Raw genomic sequence first — 19,179 nt, forward strand, 5'->3', positions numbered from 1 at the left:
TTCCCAGTATGTAAGACCCCTGGAAGACGACCAGGTTGATAGGTTCGAGGTGGAAGTGCAGCAATGCATGCAGCTGACGAATACTAATCGGTCGAGGGCTTATCCTACGAACATCTGCTCGGATGTTCAACTTCGGACAACATCAGCTAATGAAAACCTTCGCAAAGGTTCGTATCCAGTTTTCAAGGCGCAAGCTTTGTACAAAGTTCCTGAATAACACTGTTCCCTGATAGCTCAGTTGGTAGAGCACTCGACTGTTAATCGAGTTGTCACAGGTTCGAGTCCTGTTCGGGGAGCCATTCATCTGGAGAGCTGTCCGAGTGGTCGAAGGAGCACGATTGGAAATCGTGTAGGCGCTAACCGCGTCTCGAGAGTTCGAATCTCTCGCTCTCCGCCAGATTAGGCCCGTTGGTCAAGTGGTTAAGACACCTCCCTTTCACGGAGGTAACAGGGGTTCGAGTCCCCTACGGGTCACCAAATTCTTCAAAAATTCTTCAAAAAAAGACTTGCATTGACACAAGTAAATGAGTTATAGTATTACTTGTCGCTTAACACGGAGGCTTAGCTCAGCTGGGAGAGCATCTGCCTTACAAGCAGAGGGTCGGCGGTTCGATCCCGTCAGCCTCCACCATTTAACTTCATAAGAAGTACCTTTTAATGACGCGGGGTGGAGCAGCTCGGTAGCTCGTCGGGCTCATAACCCGAAGGCCGCAGGTTCAAATCCTGCCCCCGCAACCAAAACAATTCGGTAGTACATACCGAGCATTTAATAACGCGGAGCCGTGGTGTAGTGGCCCAACATGCCTGCCTGTCACGCAGGAGACCGCGGGTTCGAATCCCGTCGGCTCCGCCATTTCTTCAAAGTTCGGCTCGGTAGCTCAGTCGGTAGAGCAGAGGACTGAAAATCCTCGTGTCGGCGGTTCGATTCCGTCCCGAGCCACCATTTTTCAAACTGTAAGTTCATATGCCGGTGTAGCTCAGTTGGTAGAGCAACTGACTTGTAATCAGTAGGTCGTGGGTTCGACTCCTATCGCCGGCACCATCATGGAGGATTAGTGAAGTGGCTAAACACGGCAGACTGTAAATCTGCTCTCTCCGAGTTCGGTGGTTCGAATCCATCATCCTCCACCACTTTTTTATCTTAGGGGCATAGTTTAAGGGTAGAACAACGGTCTCCAAAACCGTTGGTGTGGGTTCAATTCCTGCTGCCCCTGCCAATTGAATAGTTGTATGGCGGTCGTGGCGAAGTGGTTAACGCACCGGTTTGTGGATCCGGCATTCGTGGGTTCAATTCCCATCGGTCGCCCCATATCAACTACAAAGAACACTTATGCGTTGGGGATTAGCCAAGCGGTAAGGCAACGGACTTTGACTCCGTCATCCCTAGGTTCGAATCCTAGATCCCCAGCCATTTTATGCGGAAGTGGCTCAGCGGTAGAGCATCGCCTTGCCAAGGCGAGGGTCGCGGGTTCGATTCCCGTCTTCCGCTCCATCTTTTATGGCGCCATAGCCAAGTGGTAAGGCAGAGCTCTGCAAAAGCTTTACCCCCAGTTCGAGTCTGGGTGGCGCCTCCACAATTTTTCAAAATTTAATAATTTGCGCCCTTAGCTCAGCTGGATAGAGCGTTTGACTACGAATCAAAAGGTCAGGAGTTCGAATCTCTTAGGGCGCGCCATCAATTTGCCGGCGTGGCGGAATGGCAGACGCGCGCGACTCAAAATCGTGAGGGAAACCGTGGAGGTTCGAGTCCTCTCGCCGGCACCATATTGAATAAGACAACCTGTAGGATCAATGATCTTACAGGTTTTTTGTTGTTCGTGTGGCGTCATAACAATAACGGACTGCCTATTGTTATTGAAAAGAACGGTTAGCAGCTAAAGAAAAGGTCTGTACTGGATAGCTCAGGATGGGTCTTGTTTGTCTTTCAGCCTTAAGGTCGGCGTGTTCCCCGCCTGAGGTCCAGTAACAAAAACCGTCGCGAGTCCGTTTTGGAAAAAGCTAAAACAACCTAGAATAAGGACATAAGCAAGAAACGAAACAAATGAATGAAGCAAGGCGTAAAGAGAAGTAACAGCATTTAAACAATGAGAGGCGGTGACACAAACAATGAACGGAAAATCTGCATTGGGTGCAATTCTAGTCGTGATTGGTGCATTGATGGTCATGAAGTTTATAGGTATCAATCTTGGATGGATTATCGGTCTGCTCATGCCATTCATCTTGATCGGTCTTGGCGTGGTAGGTATTCGTAATAACAGCAAAATCATCGGCGGTATTCTTATCGTAGTCGGAGCTATTATGCTGATCGGCAAATTAGCAGGACTGTTCGCGCTGCTGCTCGCAGTCGGACTTATCGTATGGGGCGTCTCCTTATTTAAGAATCGCAGAAAAAGTATCTAACGGATGAACTACAACGATTAATTTATAGCAGTGGACGAAGGAGGCAAGAACGATGAGTATCATGCGGAGAGTGCGGGATATGACGGTTGCGACGCTGAATGAGCGTCTGGAGAAAGCGGAAGATCCCGTAAAGCTGATCGATCAGTTTCTCTGGTCGACAAGGGAAGAGATTATCGGGGCAGAGAAGCTTTATCAGCAATGCGCCGGTCATAATAATCATTTGAAAATGCAGTGGCTGCAAGCCGAGCAGTTGAAAGAAAAGCGGGAGCAGCAAGCTATTATTGCGCTGAAAGCCGGCGAGGAGCAAGTTGCTCGCATTGCGTTAATGGAGAAAGCGTCCAGCGAGGAACGTGCGATGCAGTATCGTGAGCTCTATGATCAATCGCTGCAAGGCACAAGAGAATTGGAAGAACAGCTGCGCGAGCTGCGCAGCGAGTATCAAACGGTGTATGAGAAGCGCGAGTATTTTGCCGCACGGATGGAATCGCTTCGCTTACAGCAACGCATGAATGAGCGTTATACAGGCAGCAGCACATACGGTTCGGCGGGACAACAGCCGAGCGGGATGTTCCGCAAGCTGGAAGACCGGATTTCTGATATGGAGCTGGAAGCTCGCAGCCTTCGTGATCTTCGCAAAGCAGGGCAAGAGTTTATTACCGAAGTGGGACATACGCTGCAGAACGTGATTGAACGTGAGATGGAGCAATTGAAACGCAAATTACAACAGGAAGGATGGAAGCCGTAATGAAGAAACTGTATCGTTCGCGCCGCGACAAGAAGCTCTTTGGCTTATGCGGCGGTCTAGCCGAAATGCTGAATGTTGATGCGACGCTGCTTCGGATTCTTCTGATTGTGGTGACCGTCTTTACAAGTGGCGCATTAATACTTGTTTATATTCTGGCTGGATTAGTTGTTCCGAAAGATCCGTACCATTATGGCGGATATGGACCGGGCGGTTATAATGGCGGCGGTAATTGGAATAACGGTCCGCAAGGCAGCAATTTCACGGGTCAGGATCAAGGTTTTGGTTATAAAAGCTCGTACAACAACCCGCCTCAGCCACCAACCTCGGGCGGAGCGAATTGGCAGTCGCCGCCGGCGCAGTCGGCTTCTAATATAGATGCCATGATGGAAGATTTGGAGAAACGTGCATTGCGCAAAGAAATTGAAGAGCTTCGTGCTAAATTAGCGAAACATGAGAAGGGAGAGTTTTAACATGAGTATTTTCAAAAGAATGAAAGATATGACGAAGGCATCGATGCATGAGCTGCTTGATAAAATGGAAGATCCGGTTGTGATGCTCAATCAGTACTTACGCGATATGGAGGCTGAGATCCATACGGCTGAGCTTACAGTAGCGAAACAAATGGCAAGTGAGCGCCGCATGAAGCAGCGCCTGGATGAAGCGGTTCGCAGCGGTGCAGACCGTGAAGCGAAAGCAGAGACTGCACTTCGTGCAGGTCAAGAGGAATTGGCACGCAAGCTGCTTGAGGAGAAAATCTTTTTCGATCAGAAAACAGCGGAATATATTGAGATGCATGCAAGCGCCAAAACACAAGCGGATGATCTCATGGCACAGCTGCACAGCATGAAAGATGAATACTACCAGCTTCGCAACAAACGCAATGAGCTGGCTGCCCGTGCCCAAATGGCGAAGGCGAAGAAACAAATGGCGCAAGTTTCTTCTGTACACTCCATTGAGAGCGGCCACGCATCGCGCGGTTTCAGCCGAATGGAAGAGAAAATTATGCAATTGGAAGCTGAAGCTGATGTCATGCGCGTTCCTTACGGCACTTACAATGCACCAGCGGCTGCTGCAAGCTCTGTAGACCCTGCTAAGCAGCTTCAAATCGAAGAGCAGCTGCAAGCGCTCAAGAGCAAGCTAAACCCGCCTTCCGACGAGTAAAGAGAAACGAAAGCATTCACAATAACCGTAAAAGCTACAAACAAACCACACATGGTCGATGCGCTATTCAGGCATCGACCACTGGCTTGTCTGCGGTTATACATAGATGAGGGGGTACCGCAGTGAAGGAAGAAGCATCTTCGCCGAGATCGGAGGCTGAGAAGGAACGGTCTTCAAGGTCGATGACAGCGCCGGCAGCACAAGCCAACATGTTTCCGGTGTATCGAAATGAAGGACGGACTTCAGCCATGCAAACGGAGAAGCGAAGGAATGCAGCAGAGACCGTATTGTGGATACTCGTTATTCTCGGCTTAATTGTACTGGTTCTGCAAGGAACCGGTTATGTGAAGCTGTTTGCCCTGCAAAGTAAAGCAGCGCTGATCGGACTGACGGTCATTGCCCTCTCACTGGTGCTGGCTGCCGCGTACAGTTACTTGCAAAGCGTAAAGCTTCGAGAGGCGATGAAACGGCTCACGGAGCAGCAGCGCCGCAAACGTCAGCGTGTGACATTGCCTGACCAAGAAGGGCAGGCGCAGGCACCTGAATCCTTCTCGGAAGAGGATGAAGCCTGGACGGAGCAGGTTCGGTTCTCGGCTGTCATTGAGGAGCGGCAGCGTCTTGCTCGCGAGCTCCATGATGCGGTAAGCCAGCAGCTCTTCGCCATCTCCATGACGGCAACCGCGGTCAGCCGGACGATGGAGAAGGACTGGGAGCGTGCTAAACGTCAGGTACAGCTTATCGAGGAGATGGCATCTGTTGCGCAATCGGAAATGCGTGCCTTGCTGCTTCATTTGCGGCCGATTCATTTGGACGGTAAAAACCTGGGACAAGCTCTGCACAGCTTAATAGATGAGCTGAAGCAGAAGGTGCCGATGGTGATTACGCTGGAGGCGGATCCAACGATTAAGCTGGATACGGAAGCGGAAGACCATTTGTTCCGTATCGCGCAGGAGGCGCTATCCAATACACTCCGTCACTCCAAGGCAGAGCATCTCAATATCTACTTGCAGCATGCGGGAGCTTACGTTCGGCTGACGCTGCAGGATGATGGAACAGGCTTTAACTTGGAGGAGAAGAAGCAGACCTCCTATGGATTATTAACGATGGAGGAACGCGTCAATGTGCTCGGCGGCTCGTTAAAATTAATAACTTCACCGGGAAATGGCGTATTAATAGACATATGGGTGCCTGCGGCTGGGCATGATGGAGGAGGAATATCACCGAATGGAAGCGATCGAACGAATGGACAGCATCGAACAACCTATTAAAGTATTGCTCGTGGACGATCATGAGATGGTTCGCATCGGACTTGCGGCTGTACTGAATACAGAGGACGGCATTGAGGTCGTAGGGGAAGCAAGCAATGGGATGGAAGGGATCCGCCTGGCGCAAGCGTATCGGCCGGATGTCGTATTGATGGATTTAGTTATGGAAGGCATGGACGGCGTCGAAACGACCCGCAAGCTTCTGGAGCTCTATCCAGACTGCAAAGTAATCGTGCTCACCAGCTACTTAGATGATGGTAAAATGTATCCGGTAATCGAAGCAGGTGCGTTCAGCTATTTGCTCAAAACTTCCCGTGCGAATGAAATTGCAGATGCGATACGCGCTGCAGCAAGAGGGCAATCCGTGCTGGAATCACAGGTTGCTATGAAGATGATGAACCGATTCCGTCAGCCCAAGGCAGAAGCTGTGCGTCCGCTTCATGAGCAGCTGACAGACCGGGAGATGGATGTGCTGAAATGCGTGGCGAAAGGGTTATCGAACCAAGAGATTGCCGAGGAACTGTTCATCGGGATTAAGACGGTGAAGTTCCACGTCACGAATATTTTTGCAAAGCTTGGCGTGGATGATCGGACGCAGGCGGCTATATATGCGCACAAGCATGGTTTGGCGGAGTAGCACTTATGGTTAAAGGCCGTTTCCTGGATTTCAGGGAACGGCCTTTTTGGCGCGGCTGCAGGTGATGTCATAACGTTCTCCATTTCTTACGGAAGGCGAAGGGAGTCAGACCTTCCCGCGCTTTAAAGAGGTTAATAAAATGGCTGACATTGTCGATGCCGATTTCATCCGAGATTGCTGCGATGGATTGCGTGGTATATTGGAGCAGCTCTTTGGCCTTCACAATACGGAGATAGATAAGGTAGTCATTAGGGGACATCCCGATATGCTTCTTGAACTCACGAGTGAAATGGTATTTGCTCACGGCAAGTGACCTTGCTAAGTGATCCATTCGAAGTCGCTCTGAGTAGCGGCGCTCCATCTCCCGTACGGCATCGGCTATATAGGGCGGGATGGTACCGGAATCGGAATTCCTGACATGAGCGGACAGAATCAGCTCGGTTGCTATTTCAGTCAGAAGCTTGGCGGCTAGAAGCTCTGTATGTACGGTTTTATTCTCGTGAATATGGATTAGGGCTCGGATTTGCTCGAGAAGAGGTGATTGCGGTTGTAGTTGCAGGCGTGGATCACCTTGCTGTGCATACAGCTCGTAATAATGCTTACTTGCACCGCCATAGAAATGAACCCAGGCGAATTCCCAATGGTCCTGCTCGGCCGTTCGATAATGCTGATGTCCCATGCAGTCGATGAAGAATAGCGAGTCGGCCGTTAAACTGTAAGTTTGCCCGCCATATTCGAGTCGTCCCTCTCCGGAGACGGTGTAAACAAGCAGATAGGAAGGCAGATGCTGACGTTCTGTAAAATAAGGCGGATGCGTCCAGAAATAGCCGGCTTCCTGCACATACATAAGCGTTGAACGGGCTGCGACGCTTGGAGAAGTAATAAGACGCACGGAATCCGGTGTCCAGCTATGCGAGGCATTCTCCGTATATTGTGGCAAATGCAACTTCCCCCTTCAAAGGCGATTGTCCTTATTATCTGATGCTTCAGAGCAGTTAGCAATATTCTGTTATTTTGAAGCAATATCGCGCGATGTTAGTTTAAATCATAGCGATTACAATGAAGGTATAAATCTATTATTTATATCGGGGAGGAACGACGATGTCACTGCTCACGCCTATCAAGCCGGCAAGAAAGCCTCGCATCGGCTTGTACTCGATTGGTCTGGAAGCTTACTGGCCGCAGTTTCCCGGACTTCGCGAGCGGCTCATGGAGTATGGATGTCATTTGGAGAACAAGATGTCTCCGTATGGCGAGATTTATAATTTCGGACTAGTCGATTCGGAGGGCAGGGGGCGGCAAGCGGGAGAATGGTTCAATGAGAAGAACGTTGATCTTGTTTTCTGCCATGTGGCTACTTACTCTACGAGTTCGACGGTGCTGCCGGTACATCAATTCTGCAGCAAGCCTGTAATCGTCTTGAATTTGCAGCCGACCGCGCGAATCAATTATGCGAAGTCGACGACAGGTGAATGGCTGGCGCACTGCGTGGCTTGTCCGGTTCCTGAGATATCGAATGCTTTTAATCGTGCGGGTATCCGTTTTCGCGTTATTAATGGTTTGCTGGGGCTCGATTATACACCGGCAATTTCATTGACGGATGAGGTGACAGTTGACCGTCCAGAGGCTGTAAGGGCAATGAGGGAAATTGAAGAGTGGATTAAAGCGGCTGGTGTTGTTCGGACACTGCGTCATGCACGCTTTGGTTTCCTCGGCAATACGTACAGCGGGATGCTCGACATGTACAGTGATTTCGCGATGCTTCAAGCTCAGCTTGGGCTGCATGTGGAAGTGCTGGAGATGTGCGATCTCGACCGGTTTGTGAAGGAAGTGACGCAGGAGGAGATCGAAGCAAAGCTCGAAGAAGTGGTTGAAATGTTCGAGATAAGCGGGGACTCCCCTTCCGATCCGATTGCCAAGAAACCAACGCAGGAACAGCTCGAATGGTCGGCGAAGGTGGCGGTTGCGCAGGAGAAGCTGGTACGTGCCTATGATCTGGATGCGCTCACGTATTACTATCATGGCCAGGACGGAAATGAATACGAGAAGCTGCAGGCTGGTTTTATAGTCGGCCACTCTCTGTTAACGGCACGAGGCATCCCATGCTCAGGCGAAGGGGATATGAAAACGGCTGTCGGGATGAAAATATGCGACATTCTGGGGACAGGCGGAAGCTTCTCTGAGATTGTCGTAGTCGATTATGAAGATGAAACGATTTTGCTCGGACATGATGGGCCGTTCCATATTGCGATCGCAAGCGAGAAGCCGATATTGCGGGGGATGGGCTTGTATCATGGGAAGAGGGGGACAGGGGTTTCCGTTGAAGCGAAGGTGAAGCGGGGCTCCATTACAACACTGAATGTGACTCAGACCGGAGACGGGAAGCTTGCGATGATTGCGAGTGAAGGTCAGGCAACGAATGGGGAAATCATGCAAATCGGCAATACACAGACGCATGTAAAATTTGACCTTCATCCGGATGACTATATGGAGAAATGGTTTGCCGAAGCGCCGACACATCATTGCGCCATTGCGGTTGGGAATCAGGCGGCTCAGTTCAAGAAAGTAGCGGAGCTGCTGCAGCTTCGTCATGTGACATTGTGCAAAAACAATTAGGGGAGTGAGCGGCAATGCAGCGGGTTTCTTTTGTTCTGCAAATTGACGAGCGCAATCGCGAGGCGTATATAGAACGGCATCGGAACGTCGATCCGGAACTGATGCAGGCTTTCGGAGAGGTTGGCATACGAACTTATAGTATTTTTATCGATGGCGGTAAGCTGTTTGCATATATGGAGGTAGAAGATTTCGAGCAGGCGATGCAGACGCTGAGCAACCATCCGGCGAACGTTCGGTGGCAGCAGTTTATGGCGGATTTGTTGATCAAGAATGAGGATGGAAATATTGTGCGGGAGATAGAAGAGGTGTTTCATTATTCGGGGGACGTAGGGTAGAGCGGGAGTCGTGGGCGAGGGGAAGAGCAAGAGCAAGAGCAAGAGCAAGAGCAAGAGCAAGAGCAAGAGCAAGAGCAAGAGCAAGAGCAAGAGCAAGAGCAAGAGCAAGAGCAAGAGCAAGAGCAAGGGCAAGAGCAAGAGCGGCTGTTCCGAGAGTCAGGTTGACTTTCGGAGCAGCTTGTTTGTTAGAGGAGCGTGAGCAGATGATTATAGATGGCCGGGATATCGTTAATATCGTAGTGTGGGACATGAGTGGATGTGCGTGTGTTGGTCTGAGGCCAGACTGCTGTCATGGCGGGATTCGTCAGTGTAAGCAAAGACTCGTCATCCGGTGAGCGGAGAAGGATCAGCTTGGGATAATGTTCCTGCTTAAATCCTTCGACAAGCACAATATCGACATGCTGCATATGGGTAAGCAGGGCGGAAAGCGGCTCAGGGCGTGCGCTGATGATGGCGCTGCGGGAAGAAGAGCTGATCGCTGTGATGTCGGCGCCGGCTTCTTGATGCCGCCATGTATCCGTTCCCGGTGTATCCATCGTGAAGTCGTGGGCGTCATGCTTCGCGGTGCCTACTGTATAGCCTGCTTGTTTTAAAAGCTTCGTGAGTGCGGTGAGCATGGTGGTTTTGCCGCTGTTTTTGTAGCCGACAATTTGGAGGACGAATGGGGCAGAACGGCTAAGCGTATCGGAATGAGAGGTCATGAGAGTTGCTCCTTGTTTCGGATTGGAGATCCAGAGACGTGTATAAGTTGATTCGAGTATAGCATAAGCGTATCGCGAATTTGCCACATTCTGATACAATGGTGGGATAAGAGATAGTAAATGCAGTTGAGAGCGATCGAGACAGAATAGGACAAATCAATTGCTAAAGTTAAACAAGACAGATATAGAGAGATTGAGCGGAGGAGAAGCATACGTGAAGCAGCCGCAGGGAGAGGCGCGTTATCGTAGACGCGCGGTCAAAGTGGAGGAAGCAATGCGGCTCGTGCTTGAAGCGGCTGTATCGGGGCGGCGAGAGCTTGTGCCGCTGCGGCAAGCCGCGGGTCGGCGGCTCGCGGAGGCGATTACGGCGACGACGGACTGGCCGCCTTTTGCGCGATCCGGACTGGATGGCTTCGCCGTCCGCAGCGCGGATACGACGCTGGCGTCGCCGAGTACACCGGCGACGCTGCGCGTTGTCAGTTCAGTTGCCGCTGGCGAGCTCGCCTCGGCGGCTGTTGCACCGGGGACGGCCGTCCGCATTATGACGGGCGGACCGGTGCCCTTGGGGGCGGATGCCGTCGTCATGCTGGAGCAGACGGCGGACGCCATGGTTGACGGGCTGCCGGCGGTGCACGTGAAACGCGCCGCCGAGCCCGGGCAGAACATCGCGCCCCGCGGCGAGGAGTTTCGCTGCGGCAGCGTTATTGCGGAGCCCGGCACGCGGCTGCGGCCGGGCCACGTCGCTCTGCTCGGCACGTTTGGCTGCGCCGACGTGCCGGTGTATGCGCGCCCGCGCGTCGCGGTGCTGGCAACCGGCGCAGAGCTGCTGCCGGTTGAGGCGGAGCTCGCGCCGGGCTGCATCCGCGACAGCAACAGCGCGATGGTCGCCGCATTGGTGGAACAATGCGGCGGCGAAGCGCTGGTGCTGCGTCGCGTGCCAGACGAGCCGGAAGCTACGGCTCGCGCGATTTCAGAAGCGCTGGCGCAGAGTGACCTCATCATCACAACCGGCGGCGTGTCGGTTGGGGATTATGATGTCATCGCGAGCTTGCTTCGCGGTTTAGAGCGAAGCGACGGCGCGGCCGAAGCGCCAGCGTTTCCAACTGTGGATTCGCCTGCCCCTAACGAAGCCACGCTTCCACAGGCCTCGCGGCTGCTGTTCAACAAAGTGGCCATGCGGCCCGGCAGTCCGACCTCGGCAGCCGTCATGGAGGGCAAGCTGCTGCTTGCGCTGTCGGGCAATCCCGGAGCGTGCTTCGTCGGCTTTGAGCTGTTCGCCAAGCCGGCGATACAGCGCCTGCAGGGAGCCAGCGTTAATGAATCGCTGCCGAAGCAGGTGACGGCCAAGCTTTCGTCCCCTTTTGACAAGGGCAGCCCGCACGAGCGCTTCGTGCGCACGCGGCTATTCTCCCGCGATGGGATGCTCTTCGCCGATCCGCTCGCCTTCGGCAAATCGAGCATGATGGCCTCCATCCCGGATGCCGACGGACTCATTCGTCTGAAGGCGAGTCCGGAAGGAGCAGCGGCCGATACCATCGTCGACATTATCGTACTATAGGCATGCGACTCGATCGCCTTTTTCTCATCCTCAACTAACAAACAAAACCCGCCATCTTGAAGCCGCGACATCAAAGTCGGCTCCAACCGGCGGGTTTACTATTTTACATAAAAGAGTTCACGTACAGTCCGCCAAGCGGCAGCTGCAGGTACGACTTCGATGAAGCACCGTACAGCGTAAAAGACTGAAACCCGCCGGCCTTCGAACTAATCAATGCTTCGGTCGGCAGTCCCGTAAATCGATCAAGCGCTTCTTTCAATCGTGAGGTCAGGCTGCTTCTGCCCGATAGAAGCCGTTTCACTTCATCAGGCCTCGTTTGCATTGCAGTCTCGAACTTCTCCTTATCCAACTTGAAGCGGCCATCCGCAGTACGAGATAAACCGATAACGTCAGCGCCGGAGCTCTGAACAGCGTCTTCGATCCGGTTCCGAAGCATCGGGTTTAAGTAGCCTGAAGCATCCTCATAGATGGTTTGAAGTGTATTGACCTCATCGACAATGCCGCTGAGCTGCTTGGTAACCGCTTCTACGTCATGCTCCACCATGATTGTGAAATCTGCCGGGGCATCCAGCTTCGCGAGCGACACGGTTGCTTTACCTTGTTGCAGGGAAATGTCATTCGACGACGAATCAATGTAAGATCCACCATTTACCCGATACCTCGCGTCTGTTGCATTCACAGCAATACGTCCAATCCCACTGGCTGCAATTAGATTTCCATGCTGATCTTTAATCTCAAAAGAAGACTTCTTGCCGGTGTGATTCGAGGCGAGCTCGAGTTTCACGGTACCGGTTGTCCGATCCTCCCGTACGAAAGCGGTCAAGCCAAGCTTGGCACTGTTTATGGTATCGCGAAGCTTGCCGAGCGCGTTGTCATTCGTTTCTCCGGGCTTAATGAAAGTAGTGTAAGTTTTCGCTTCGTTCCCTGCTTGGATGGTGAATGTATGTGTGCCTGCACCCATGATGGAAGGGGCATTCTTGGTCAAGTCGAAGCTTATGTTCTTCTGAGACCGAGCCACAGAATCAACTTGAAAGTCATATAAGATGCGTTCTGCGCCGAAAGCCGCAAGTCCCGTCACTTTACCGTTATCCACGCTGTCCGATACCGCCACAATTCGATTGCCAAAAGCAGTCTTATCCTTCATCATCATGTCCGTGACAGCCGCTTTGAGTTTGTTTCCTTGAGCCAGCCATGCAGCTGAGCTTCCTGCGGCAGCCTTCAACGTATCTTGGGCTTGTCTTGGCAAACCGAAGCTGCCAATCGATCCGAGCAAATTCCCAGAACCGGCAGGAGCCTTCTGTTGTTGACGTGTGAAGGGCCATGAATTGAAATTCGGGTACAGCGCATACCGTTCCACAGGAATGATGGGCTCTTGCGTCCTGCGCACGGTTCCGAATACAGCGGGTATAGCATACGGCATAACCATATCAATGCCCTCCGATCATGTCATCTCTACTACTATTATTTTAAATAAATATTTCCAGTTTGTCGATGAGCGTTAACTGTCTTCACTAAAGTTATTTTCGCTCCTATCGGCCAAGCTGTCGGCAGACAAAAAGCCCTTACCTCGCAGCATACACCACACCAGGCTTCGGGCTTTGAGGGCCATCGTTATAGGAGGAGAAAAAGGAAAGCAAGGGACGCCAGATCAATGGCAAATGCTTCTCCGAATGGCGAATAGCCATAACCATAGCCATAGTAGGGATCACCATAATACGGATCATACGGATAGTAAGCCTGCGTTTGTGCGGCTTCCTTCGGCTTAGCTTCCGTCACCGCTTTTTTGCTGCCTTTCTTGCTTTTCACCTTCGAATTCGTCACTTTGCCCTGTTGAGGCGGTTGTGCTTGCGAGCTGACATGCTTTAGAGCGCCTGCTTGTTCATTGAACATCAGCTTGCCGCCATGACACCGACTAAGAATGCCGACATGTCGCTGACCATCTTGTGTAACGGCACAAACGGCCATACCGCAAAAGTTCTTAATATGATCCTCATGGAGCGGGTAAATTTGATCCATTTTTATTTGATACCTCCCCCTGGGTTCTTGGATACAGTCTATTCACCTACAGGCATAAGCGTATGGTTATTTACCTAACGAGGAGTGAAATGATATGGTCGTTTCCCGTTCCGAGGACAATATCGTCCCAAGCTTGCGACGCCCCAAGCGCACCCCGAAGTGGGGCGTTCTGACCGCCCTGTTCGTTATGCTGGCTGCCGGGCTGTGGGGCGCGTATTATGCCAATGACAATGAGGCTTCAACCGCTGCACGTGAGCGGCTCCGGCATGATTTTGAGCAAGTTTGGGCGTGGAGCGGCAGTGAATTCGAAGGAGGAGCGGAGCAGGCACACTGGACGTTCCGCTGGGACAGTTCTTCCGATCGGAAAGGAGCAGAGCGTTTGGCGGCTTCGCTCGGCTTTCATTTGGCAGCGAGCTTGGATGGGAATGAACCTGTCGATGTCATGTCATCTAATGAAGCGGGACATATGAAGCTATGGATTCATACCAAACCCGGCATAGACGAACCGTCCGCGGATAAGCCGTATGAGCTTGTCCTGCTGCTGGATGCGGCCGTGGGGACGAGTCGGACTTCAATGGATGAGATGATCGGCAATGTGGAGCAGTCGGCGGAGGGGCTTGATATTCAAGGGGGATTTACGGTTCGCGGAATACCGATCCGTGAAGGTGGTGCAGCGCGAATTGCAGCAACAGCGGCAGCCAAGGAGATGGAGTCGTATAACGACGGACATACGGAAAGCATCACGTATTATAGTGAAGCGTTACAAAGCAGCGTGCGAAGCGGCTCCGCGAAAGTGAATCTACAGTTGGCCGAATCATCTGCAACAGCAGGGGAAGACGGGGAATTAATCGTCGGAGTGCCTTTAATTACTGGAGATTATTCATTGCCGAATAACTAGAAGTTTGAAAACCGATTCGTTTTTTTTATGATGGCATGAATAGCATCTATGGCCTCAATATGCTAAACTACATAACATGATCTTACCAATCGTTGTATGAAAATACATAAGAGAATGAGGGAAATGACCGAAGTGAGCAAACATGAATCAGTTGCCGCAGAGGGTGCGGTTTATTATTTGTTTGGAGCTACAGGAGACTTGGCGCGTAGGAAACTTTTTCCTGCGCTATTCAGCTTATATAAAGAAGGCAAGCTGGCCGAGGATTTCGCCGTAGTAGGACTTGCCCGCAGACCGCGGACGAATGAGCAGTTCAGAGCTGACGTCTACGAATCGATCAGCGAATTTTCGCGTTACAAATCGGATGATGCCGAGCTATGGAACCGGTTCGCCGAGCATTTTGTATACATGTCCCTCGACATTAATAATGTAGATGGATTCCGGGAGTTGGCCCGCTTATCGCAAGGGCTGGATGAGAAATTCAAAATCCCGGGCAACCGATTGTTCTATTTGGCACTGGCACCGAATTTGTTCGGACCGGTTTCCTTCAACCTGCGTGACGGCGGTTTGCTGGAATCGTCAGGCTGGAACCGGCTTGTTATCGAGAAGCCGTTCGGTTATGATCTCGATTCGGCGCGCAAGCTCAATACTCAGCTCAGCCAAGTGTTCAAGGAAGAGGAGATCTACAGGATCGATCACTACTTGGGCAAGGAAATGGTGCAAAACATCGAGGTGCTTCGTTTCTCGAACGCATTTTTTGAGCCATTGTGGAACAATAAACATATCGCTAATGTCCAAATCACGCTATCCGAAACCGTGGGCGTGGAAGAGCGCGGCGGTTATTACGATAAGTCAGGCGCCCTTCGTGATATGGTTCAGAACCATATGATGCAAATGCTTGCGATGATCGCAATGGAGCCGCCAAGCAGGCTGCATCCGGAGGATATCCGCGACGAGAAGGTGAAGGCTCTGCGTTCGCTGCGTCCATTCGCATCGGCGGGCGAAGTGAATCAGCATGTCATTCGCGGACAATATGCGGAAGGTTCGGCGAAAGACAAACCGCTTAGCGGCTATCGCCAAGAGGATTCCGTTAATCCGGAGTCGACAACCGAGACGTATATGGCAGCTCGTGTGTTCCTCGATAACTTCCGCTGGGCAGGTGTTCCGTTCTATATTCGCACGGGCAAACGCCTTCCGGTGAAAACAACTGAGGTTGTGATCGAGTTCAAGAACGTGCCGGACAATATTCTGTTCGCGCGCCGCCATGATCTGGCACCAAACTTACTTGTCATCCGCGTGAATCCGATGGAAGGCATTTATATTAAGATCAACGCGAAAAAGCCCGGCGTCGACAACGTCGTACAGCCGGTTTCGATGGAGTTCTGCCAAAGCTGCATGATCGGCATCAATACGCCGGAAGCTTACGAGCGCCTGATCTATGATGCGGCTCGCGGCGAATCCACCTACTTTACTCGTTGGGATGAGGTTGCGCAGGCGTGGTCCTTCGTGGATCGGATCGCAGATGCTTGGCGTAAAGACAGCTCCGATCTTCAGCTCTACCCTGCAGGTTCATGGGGGCCGGCAAGCACGGACGATCTCCTTGCTCAAGATGGCTTCCATTGGTGGCCGGTGAACGGGCAAGCTGAGGATAACGTGATTTGGATCTCTGGCGGACCGAAATGATTGCATGCAAGGCGGTATAGGAGACGTTGACCATGTTTAAAATTTACGATATTTCGATGACGGTCGATCCATCGATGCAAGTGTTTAATAATAAAGCATCGAACTTGCCGATCATCACGAATATGTCTAACCATGATAACGGACAAGCTGTATACGAATCCCGTCTAGATATGGATGTTCACTGCGGTACGCACGTAGATGCACCTCTGCATATGCTGAAAGATGGAGAGGCGATTGAAACGATCGGTCTGGAGCAGCTCATTGGTCATGCTCGCGTTGTCGACTTGACGCATTGCGAGGAATGCATCACACGTGCAGACTTAGAGCCGCTTCACCTGCAGCGTAATGAGTGGGTTTTGTTCAAGACGCGCAACTCGTTCTCGGAAGCATTTGATTTCAATTTTGTCTTCCTGCGCGAAGACGGCGCTCGCTATTTAGTTGAGCTCGGTATCCGCGGTTTGGGTACGGATGCACTCGGCATCGAGCGCGCACAGCCGGAATATCCGACGCACCGCTCTCTGCTTCGCAATAATATTATTATTGTCGAAGGATTGCGTCTGAAGGATGTCGCTCCCGGCACCTATTTTATGGCCATTGCGCCGCTTAAGCTTACGGGGCTGGACGCAGCTCCTGCCCGGGCTTTCTTGATTGGCGGCATGTAAAGGACGAAGGGAACTATCATGAGTAAAACAATGACCGATGAGATTAAACAAGAAGTGGAGAAAAGGCGTACATTCGCCATTATCTCTCACCCGGATGCGGGAAAAACGACACTAACGGAGAAGCTCCTTCTATTCGGAGGCGCCATTCGTGAAGCCGGTACGGTTAAAGCGCGTAAAGCAAGCCGCCATGCGACGAGCGACTGGATGGAAATCGAGAAGCAGCGGGGGATCTCCGTTACGTCTTCCGTTATGCAGTTCGACTATAGCGGTCATCGCGTTAACATTCTCGATACACCGGGTCACCAAGATTTCAGTGAAGATACGTACCGTACGCTGACTGCAGCCGACAGCGCCGTCATGCTTATCGACGTCGCGAAAGGCGTCGAGGCACAGACGATTAAGCTGTTCCAAGTGTGCAGCAAACGCGGTATTCCTATCTTCACCTTCATTAACAAGCTCGACCGTGAAGGGCAAAGTCCATTTGAACTGATGGAAGAGCTTGAGCGCGTGCTTGGTATTCGGGCGGTTCCGATGAACTGGCCTATCGGCATGGGACGCGAGCTCTGCGGCGTCTACGACCGGATGAAGAACCAAGTGGAGCTGTTCCAAGGCAACGATCATTCCACGATTGAAGTTGTGAAGGTGAAGGATTATAACGATCCTCATATCCGCGAGATGGCGGGCGACTTCTTGACGGAACAGTTGATTCAAGATCTAGAGCTGCTTGATGTAGCAGGGGATCAGTTCGATTACGATAAAGTCCGTGCAGGCGAATTGACACCGCTATTCTTCGGAAGTGCGGTTAACAACTTCGGCGTGCAGACGTTTCTGGAGAACTTCCTGGAGCTTGCTCCTTCGCCGACACCGCGTCAAAGCACAAGCGGTCCAATCGATCCGATGAGCGAGAAGTTCACAGGTTATGTCTTCAAAATCCAAGCGAATATGAATCCCGCCCACCGTGACCGGATTGCGTTTCTACGCATTTGCTCCGGCCGTTTCGAACGGGGCATGAGTGTTCGCCATGTACGTAACGGCAAGGATATCAAGCTTGCCCAGCCGCAGCAATTTCTGGCGCAGGATCGGGATATCGTAGAAAATGCTTATCCGGGTGATATTATCGGCTTGTTCGATCCGGGTATCTTCCGGATCGGCGATTCTTTGTCCCAGGGCGGCGATGTTGTATTCGACGAGCTGCCAACCTTCTCGCCGGAGCTGTTTGCGAAAGTTACCGTGAAGAACGCACTCAAGCATAAGCAATACCAGAAGGGTATCGATCAGCTGACGGAAGAAGGAACGATTCAAGTGTTCCATTCCACGGGCAACTTCGATGAAACCATTCTAGGCGTTGTCGGACAGCTGCAATTCGAGGTGTTCGAGCATCGGATGCGTTCGGAATACGGAGTCGAGATTCAGCTGCACCGGATGCAGTTCCAGTTTGCCCGCTGGATTGTCGATGACAAGATTGACCCATCCAAGTACCGGATTAATTCCACGCTGGTAAAGGATAAGAAAGACAACTACGTAGCCTTGTTCGAGAACGAATATGCGATGCGTACCGCAATGGATAAGAACCCAACCTCCAAATTCTTGGAGATGGCTCCTTAATAATAGTGACCTCAATTCCGTTAGTTCGCTGACGGGGTTGAGGTCTTTTTTGGTTGTTGTTGGTGATGAGGTGGATTTTCGAATCGTACAGCGGATCACCTATCGCGCGGCTCGAAGATGACGTGTAAGGAGTACAACACATTCGCTACTTTCTAGTCTCAAATGACGTATGACGTGTACTGAGTACAATTCATACGTTACTTTCTAGTGAATCTAGCTGGTTTTCCGTATTTCAAATGCAGTTTATACATGTAAAATATCTTTTTTCTCGGAAGTCTTTGGTTTGTCGTGTAGTTTGTACCACTCAAGGAGGAAGCCGATTACAACCTCCTGGCTCTGGCAAGTAATATGAAAGTCTATGCCTATCATTAATTGGACTTTTTCAGTGGCCTCCGAATCGAGAAGGCCTTATTTTACGAGATAGGGATAATTTGGAGTCCATTTAATCCGGGATGGAACGGCCAGCCAACAGCTCCATGCGGCGATGATGCTCAATCGCGGCCAGAATCTCTTGCTTCACGCCATCATTGTAAGATCGGAGCATTCCGGGCAGCAGGAACATGTCGACGATGAGCCAAATACTGAGGACAATTCCCGAAATGGCGCAGAGCATAATGGATAATCGATTATTGGTTGTAGAGGCAGTAGTAACGGAGCCCATAACGTAGAAGAGTACTGCGGCTGCAAAGAGGAGCAGCTGTGCTGTACCGGTGACAGCCCGTTTCAAATAGAAGCGGTGCAGTCCCAGAACGCCGACAAACAGCAGTAGATACGAGACAGCCGGCGATTTCTCGGCATCGCGAAGCTCGGAAAGAAGGATGAGTAATTCTTCATAGGTCAAGTCATGTTTGGTGAGCATGACGTCTTCTTCTCCTTTGTAGTGGCGGCAGTCCATCACCG

The 19,179-nt window shown here is 51.5% G+C and carries 19 protein-coding genes, 16 tRNA genes and 1 rRNA gene; 31 read left to right on the plus strand and 5 right to left on the minus strand.

The window, feature by feature from the left end; all coding sequences use genetic code 11:
• From AC0YNS_RS10800 to AC0YNS_RS10910, 23 genes are all read left to right on the plus strand, one after another.
• Nucleotides 1-107 (plus strand): 23S ribosomal RNA (locus AC0YNS_RS10800); the annotation flags it as partial.
• 116 nt (nucleotides 108-223) lie between these two features.
• A tRNA-Asn gene (locus AC0YNS_RS10805) sits at nucleotides 224-299 on the plus strand.
• 7 nt (nucleotides 300-306) lie between these two features.
• Nucleotides 307-397 (plus strand) — tRNA-Ser (locus tag AC0YNS_RS10810).
• A gap of 5 nt (nucleotides 398-402) precedes the next feature.
• Nucleotides 403-477: transfer RNA gene (locus tag AC0YNS_RS10815), tRNA-Glu, on the plus strand.
• Between the two features lie 78 nt (nucleotides 478-555).
• A tRNA-Val gene (locus AC0YNS_RS10820) sits at nucleotides 556-631 on the plus strand.
• Between the two features lie 30 nt (nucleotides 632-661).
• A tRNA-Met gene (locus tag AC0YNS_RS10825) sits at nucleotides 662-738 on the plus strand.
• Between the two features lie 38 nt (nucleotides 739-776).
• Nucleotides 777-853, plus strand: a tRNA-Asp gene (locus tag AC0YNS_RS10830).
• Between the two features lie 14 nt (nucleotides 854-867).
• A tRNA-Phe gene (locus tag AC0YNS_RS10835) sits at nucleotides 868-943 on the plus strand.
• A gap of 23 nt (nucleotides 944-966) precedes the next feature.
• A tRNA-Thr gene (locus AC0YNS_RS10840) sits at nucleotides 967-1,042 on the plus strand.
• Between the two features lie 4 nt (nucleotides 1,043-1,046).
• Nucleotides 1,047-1,131 (plus strand) — tRNA-Tyr (locus AC0YNS_RS10845).
• Between the two features lie 12 nt (nucleotides 1,132-1,143).
• A tRNA-Trp gene (locus AC0YNS_RS10850) sits at nucleotides 1,144-1,217 on the plus strand.
• 16 nt (nucleotides 1,218-1,233) lie between these two features.
• Nucleotides 1,234-1,309, plus strand: a tRNA-His gene (locus AC0YNS_RS10855).
• A 27-nt stretch (nucleotides 1,310-1,336) separates the two neighbouring features.
• Nucleotides 1,337-1,411: transfer RNA gene (locus AC0YNS_RS10860), tRNA-Gln, on the plus strand.
• A gap of 6 nt (nucleotides 1,412-1,417) precedes the next feature.
• Nucleotides 1,418-1,492, plus strand: a tRNA-Gly gene (locus AC0YNS_RS10865).
• An 8-nt stretch (nucleotides 1,493-1,500) separates the two neighbouring features.
• Nucleotides 1,501-1,574: transfer RNA gene (locus tag AC0YNS_RS10870), tRNA-Cys, on the plus strand.
• A 24-nt stretch (nucleotides 1,575-1,598) separates the two neighbouring features.
• Nucleotides 1,599-1,675, plus strand: a tRNA-Arg gene (locus AC0YNS_RS10875).
• A 7-nt stretch (nucleotides 1,676-1,682) separates the two neighbouring features.
• Nucleotides 1,683-1,764: transfer RNA gene (locus AC0YNS_RS10880), tRNA-Leu, on the plus strand.
• A 342-nt stretch (nucleotides 1,765-2,106) separates the two neighbouring features.
• Nucleotides 2,107-2,400 (plus strand): LiaF transmembrane domain-containing protein, encoded by a 294-nt coding sequence (locus tag AC0YNS_RS10885; protein ID WP_475781021.1) that lies wholly within the window; start codon nucleotides 2,107-2,109, stop codon nucleotides 2,398-2,400.
• A 52-nt stretch (nucleotides 2,401-2,452) separates the two neighbouring features.
• Complete coding sequence (locus AC0YNS_RS10890; RefSeq protein WP_475781022.1) at nucleotides 2,453-3,145, plus strand: PspA/IM30 family protein; 693 nt, start codon at nucleotides 2,453-2,455, stop codon at nucleotides 3,143-3,145.
• On the plus strand, nucleotides 3,145-3,615 hold the full coding sequence (locus AC0YNS_RS10895; RefSeq protein WP_475781023.1) for a PspC domain-containing protein: 471 nt from the start codon (nucleotides 3,145-3,147) through the stop codon (nucleotides 3,613-3,615). The genes AC0YNS_RS10890 and AC0YNS_RS10895 overlap by 1 nt, the downstream gene beginning before the upstream one ends.
• A 1-nt stretch (nucleotide 3,616) precedes the next feature.
• A complete protein-coding gene (locus AC0YNS_RS10900; RefSeq protein WP_475781024.1) occupies nucleotides 3,617-4,306 on the plus strand; it encodes a PspA/IM30 family protein in 690 nt (229 codons plus the stop codon).
• Nucleotides 4,307-4,428: 122 nt separating this feature from the next.
• Nucleotides 4,429-5,574, plus strand: a complete 1,146-nt coding sequence (locus tag AC0YNS_RS10905; protein ID WP_475781025.1) for a sensor histidine kinase — start codon at nucleotides 4,429-4,431, stop codon at nucleotides 5,572-5,574.
• Nucleotides 5,531-6,208, plus strand: a complete 678-nt coding sequence (locus AC0YNS_RS10910; protein ID WP_475781026.1) for a response regulator — start codon at nucleotides 5,531-5,533, stop codon at nucleotides 6,206-6,208. The genes AC0YNS_RS10905 and AC0YNS_RS10910 overlap by 44 nt, the downstream gene beginning before the upstream one ends.
• Before the next feature lie 67 nt (nucleotides 6,209-6,275).
• Here the strand turns inward: AC0YNS_RS10910 and AC0YNS_RS10915 are convergent, their stop codons facing one another.
• A complete protein-coding gene (locus tag AC0YNS_RS10915) occupies nucleotides 6,276-7,148 on the minus strand; it encodes a helix-turn-helix domain-containing protein (protein WP_475781027.1) in 873 nt (290 codons plus the stop codon).
• Nucleotides 7,149-7,309: 161 nt separating this feature from the next.
• Here AC0YNS_RS10915 and AC0YNS_RS10920 point away from each other — a divergent pair, with 161 nt between their 5' ends.
• From AC0YNS_RS10920 to AC0YNS_RS10930, 3 genes are read left to right on the plus strand one after another with little or no spacing between them, the layout of a single operon-like run.
• Nucleotides 7,310-8,824, plus strand: coding sequence for an L-arabinose isomerase family protein (locus AC0YNS_RS10920; RefSeq protein WP_475781028.1), 1,515 nt, complete (start codon nucleotides 7,310-7,312; stop codon nucleotides 8,822-8,824).
• A 14-nt stretch (nucleotides 8,825-8,838) separates the two neighbouring features.
• Nucleotides 8,839-9,159 (plus strand): L-rhamnose mutarotase, encoded by a 321-nt coding sequence (locus AC0YNS_RS10925; protein ID WP_475781029.1) that lies wholly within the window; start codon nucleotides 8,839-8,841, stop codon nucleotides 9,157-9,159.
• Nucleotides 9,160-9,169: 10 nt separating this feature from the next.
• Entirely contained in the window at nucleotides 9,170-9,358 is a 189-nt protein-coding gene (locus tag AC0YNS_RS10930) for a hypothetical protein (RefSeq protein ID WP_475781030.1), read from the plus strand.
• Here AC0YNS_RS10930 and mobB read toward each other — a convergent pair.
• Nucleotides 9,345-9,860 (minus strand): molybdopterin-guanine dinucleotide biosynthesis protein B, encoded by a 516-nt coding sequence (gene mobB, locus AC0YNS_RS10935; protein ID WP_475781031.1) that lies wholly within the window; start codon nucleotides 9,858-9,860, stop codon nucleotides 9,345-9,347. The two genes, AC0YNS_RS10930 and mobB, sit on opposite strands and share 14 nt — an antisense overlap.
• A gap of 274 nt (nucleotides 9,861-10,134) precedes the next feature.
• Between mobB and AC0YNS_RS10940 the strand changes: the two genes are divergently transcribed.
• A complete protein-coding gene (locus AC0YNS_RS10940; RefSeq protein WP_475781859.1) occupies nucleotides 10,135-11,418 on the plus strand; it encodes a molybdopterin molybdotransferase MoeA in 1,284 nt (427 codons plus the stop codon).
• Nucleotides 11,419-11,521: 103 nt separating this feature from the next.
• Here the strand turns inward: AC0YNS_RS10940 and AC0YNS_RS10945 are convergent, their stop codons facing one another.
• Nucleotides 11,522-12,844, minus strand: coding sequence for a hypothetical protein (locus tag AC0YNS_RS10945; protein WP_475781032.1), 1,323 nt, complete (start codon nucleotides 12,842-12,844; stop codon nucleotides 11,522-11,524).
• A 185-nt stretch (nucleotides 12,845-13,029) separates the two neighbouring features.
• Nucleotides 13,030-13,434, minus strand: coding sequence for a hypothetical protein (locus AC0YNS_RS10950; protein ID WP_475781033.1), 405 nt, complete (start codon nucleotides 13,432-13,434; stop codon nucleotides 13,030-13,032).
• A gap of 94 nt (nucleotides 13,435-13,528) precedes the next feature.
• On the opposite strand from AC0YNS_RS10950, the gene AC0YNS_RS10955 reads away from it, so the two are divergent.
• The 4 genes from AC0YNS_RS10955 to AC0YNS_RS10970 all read left to right on the plus strand — a co-directional run bounded on the left by AC0YNS_RS10955 (nucleotide 13,529) and on the right by AC0YNS_RS10970 (nucleotide 18,279).
• On the plus strand, nucleotides 13,529-14,332 hold the full coding sequence (locus AC0YNS_RS10955; RefSeq protein ID WP_475781034.1) for a YwmB family TATA-box binding protein: 804 nt from the start codon (nucleotides 13,529-13,531) through the stop codon (nucleotides 14,330-14,332).
• 123 nt (nucleotides 14,333-14,455) lie between these two features.
• Nucleotides 14,456-16,012: a glucose-6-phosphate dehydrogenase gene (gene zwf / locus AC0YNS_RS10960; protein WP_475781035.1), complete on the plus strand. Its 1,557-nt coding sequence runs from the start codon at nucleotides 14,456-14,458 to the stop codon at nucleotides 16,010-16,012.
• A 32-nt stretch (nucleotides 16,013-16,044) separates the two neighbouring features.
• Nucleotides 16,045-16,674 (plus strand): cyclase family protein, encoded by a 630-nt coding sequence (locus AC0YNS_RS10965; protein WP_475781036.1) that lies wholly within the window; start codon nucleotides 16,045-16,047, stop codon nucleotides 16,672-16,674.
• Between the two features lie 18 nt (nucleotides 16,675-16,692).
• Nucleotides 16,693-18,279, plus strand: a complete 1,587-nt coding sequence (locus tag AC0YNS_RS10970; protein WP_475781037.1) for a peptide chain release factor 3 — start codon at nucleotides 16,693-16,695, stop codon at nucleotides 18,277-18,279.
• Nucleotides 18,280-18,721: 442 nt separating this feature from the next.
• On the opposite strand, the gene AC0YNS_RS10975 is transcribed toward AC0YNS_RS10970, so the two are convergent.
• Nucleotides 18,722-19,138: an NINE protein gene (locus AC0YNS_RS10975; protein WP_475781038.1), complete on the minus strand. Its 417-nt coding sequence runs from the start codon at nucleotides 19,136-19,138 to the stop codon at nucleotides 18,722-18,724.
• Nucleotides 19,139-19,179 lie beyond the last annotated feature (41 nt).

This window comes from Paenibacillus sp. J22FR21, from assembly GCF_056269135.1.

Bases quoted from the DNA above. Each gene is read 5' to 3' on its own strand.
- AC0YNS_RS10885 (WP_475781021.1), top strand. From the start codon at position 2,107: ATGAACGGAAAATCTGCATTGGGTGCAATTCTAGTCGTGATTGGTGCA.
- AC0YNS_RS10890 (WP_475781022.1), top strand. From the start codon at position 2,453: ATGAGTATCATGCGGAGAGTGCGGGATATGACGGTTGCGACGCTGAAT.
- AC0YNS_RS10895 (WP_475781023.1), top strand. From the start codon at position 3,145: ATGAAGAAACTGTATCGTTCGCGCCGCGACAAGAAGCTCTTTGGCTTA.
- AC0YNS_RS10900 (WP_475781024.1), top strand. From the start codon at position 3,617: ATGAGTATTTTCAAAAGAATGAAAGATATGACGAAGGCATCGATGCAT.
- AC0YNS_RS10910 (WP_475781026.1), top strand. From the start codon at position 5,531: ATGGAAGCGATCGAACGAATGGACAGCATCGAACAACCTATTAAAGTA.
- AC0YNS_RS10920 (WP_475781028.1), top strand. From the start codon at position 7,310: ATGTCACTGCTCACGCCTATCAAGCCGGCAAGAAAGCCTCGCATCGGC.
- AC0YNS_RS10925 (WP_475781029.1), top strand. From the start codon at position 8,839: ATGCAGCGGGTTTCTTTTGTTCTGCAAATTGACGAGCGCAATCGCGAG.
- mobB (WP_475781031.1), bottom strand. From the start codon at position 9,860: ATGACCTCTCATTCCGATACGCTTAGCCGTTCTGCCCCATTCGTCCTC.
- AC0YNS_RS10940 (WP_475781859.1), top strand. From the start codon at position 10,135: ATGCGGCTCGTGCTTGAAGCGGCTGTATCGGGGCGGCGAGAGCTTGTG.
- AC0YNS_RS10945 (WP_475781032.1), bottom strand. From the start codon at position 12,844: ATGGTTATGCCGTATGCTATACCCGCTGTATTCGGAACCGTGCGCAGG.
- AC0YNS_RS10950 (WP_475781033.1), bottom strand. From the start codon at position 13,434: ATGGATCAAATTTACCCGCTCCATGAGGATCATATTAAGAACTTTTGC.
- AC0YNS_RS10955 (WP_475781034.1), top strand. From the start codon at position 13,529: ATGGTCGTTTCCCGTTCCGAGGACAATATCGTCCCAAGCTTGCGACGC.
- zwf (WP_475781035.1), top strand. From the start codon at position 14,456: ATGACCGAAGTGAGCAAACATGAATCAGTTGCCGCAGAGGGTGCGGTT.
- AC0YNS_RS10965 (WP_475781036.1), top strand. From the start codon at position 16,045: ATGTTTAAAATTTACGATATTTCGATGACGGTCGATCCATCGATGCAA.
- AC0YNS_RS10970 (WP_475781037.1), top strand. From the start codon at position 16,693: ATGAGTAAAACAATGACCGATGAGATTAAACAAGAAGTGGAGAAAAGG.
- AC0YNS_RS10975 (WP_475781038.1), bottom strand. From the start codon at position 19,138: ATGCTCACCAAACATGACTTGACCTATGAAGAATTACTCATCCTTCTT.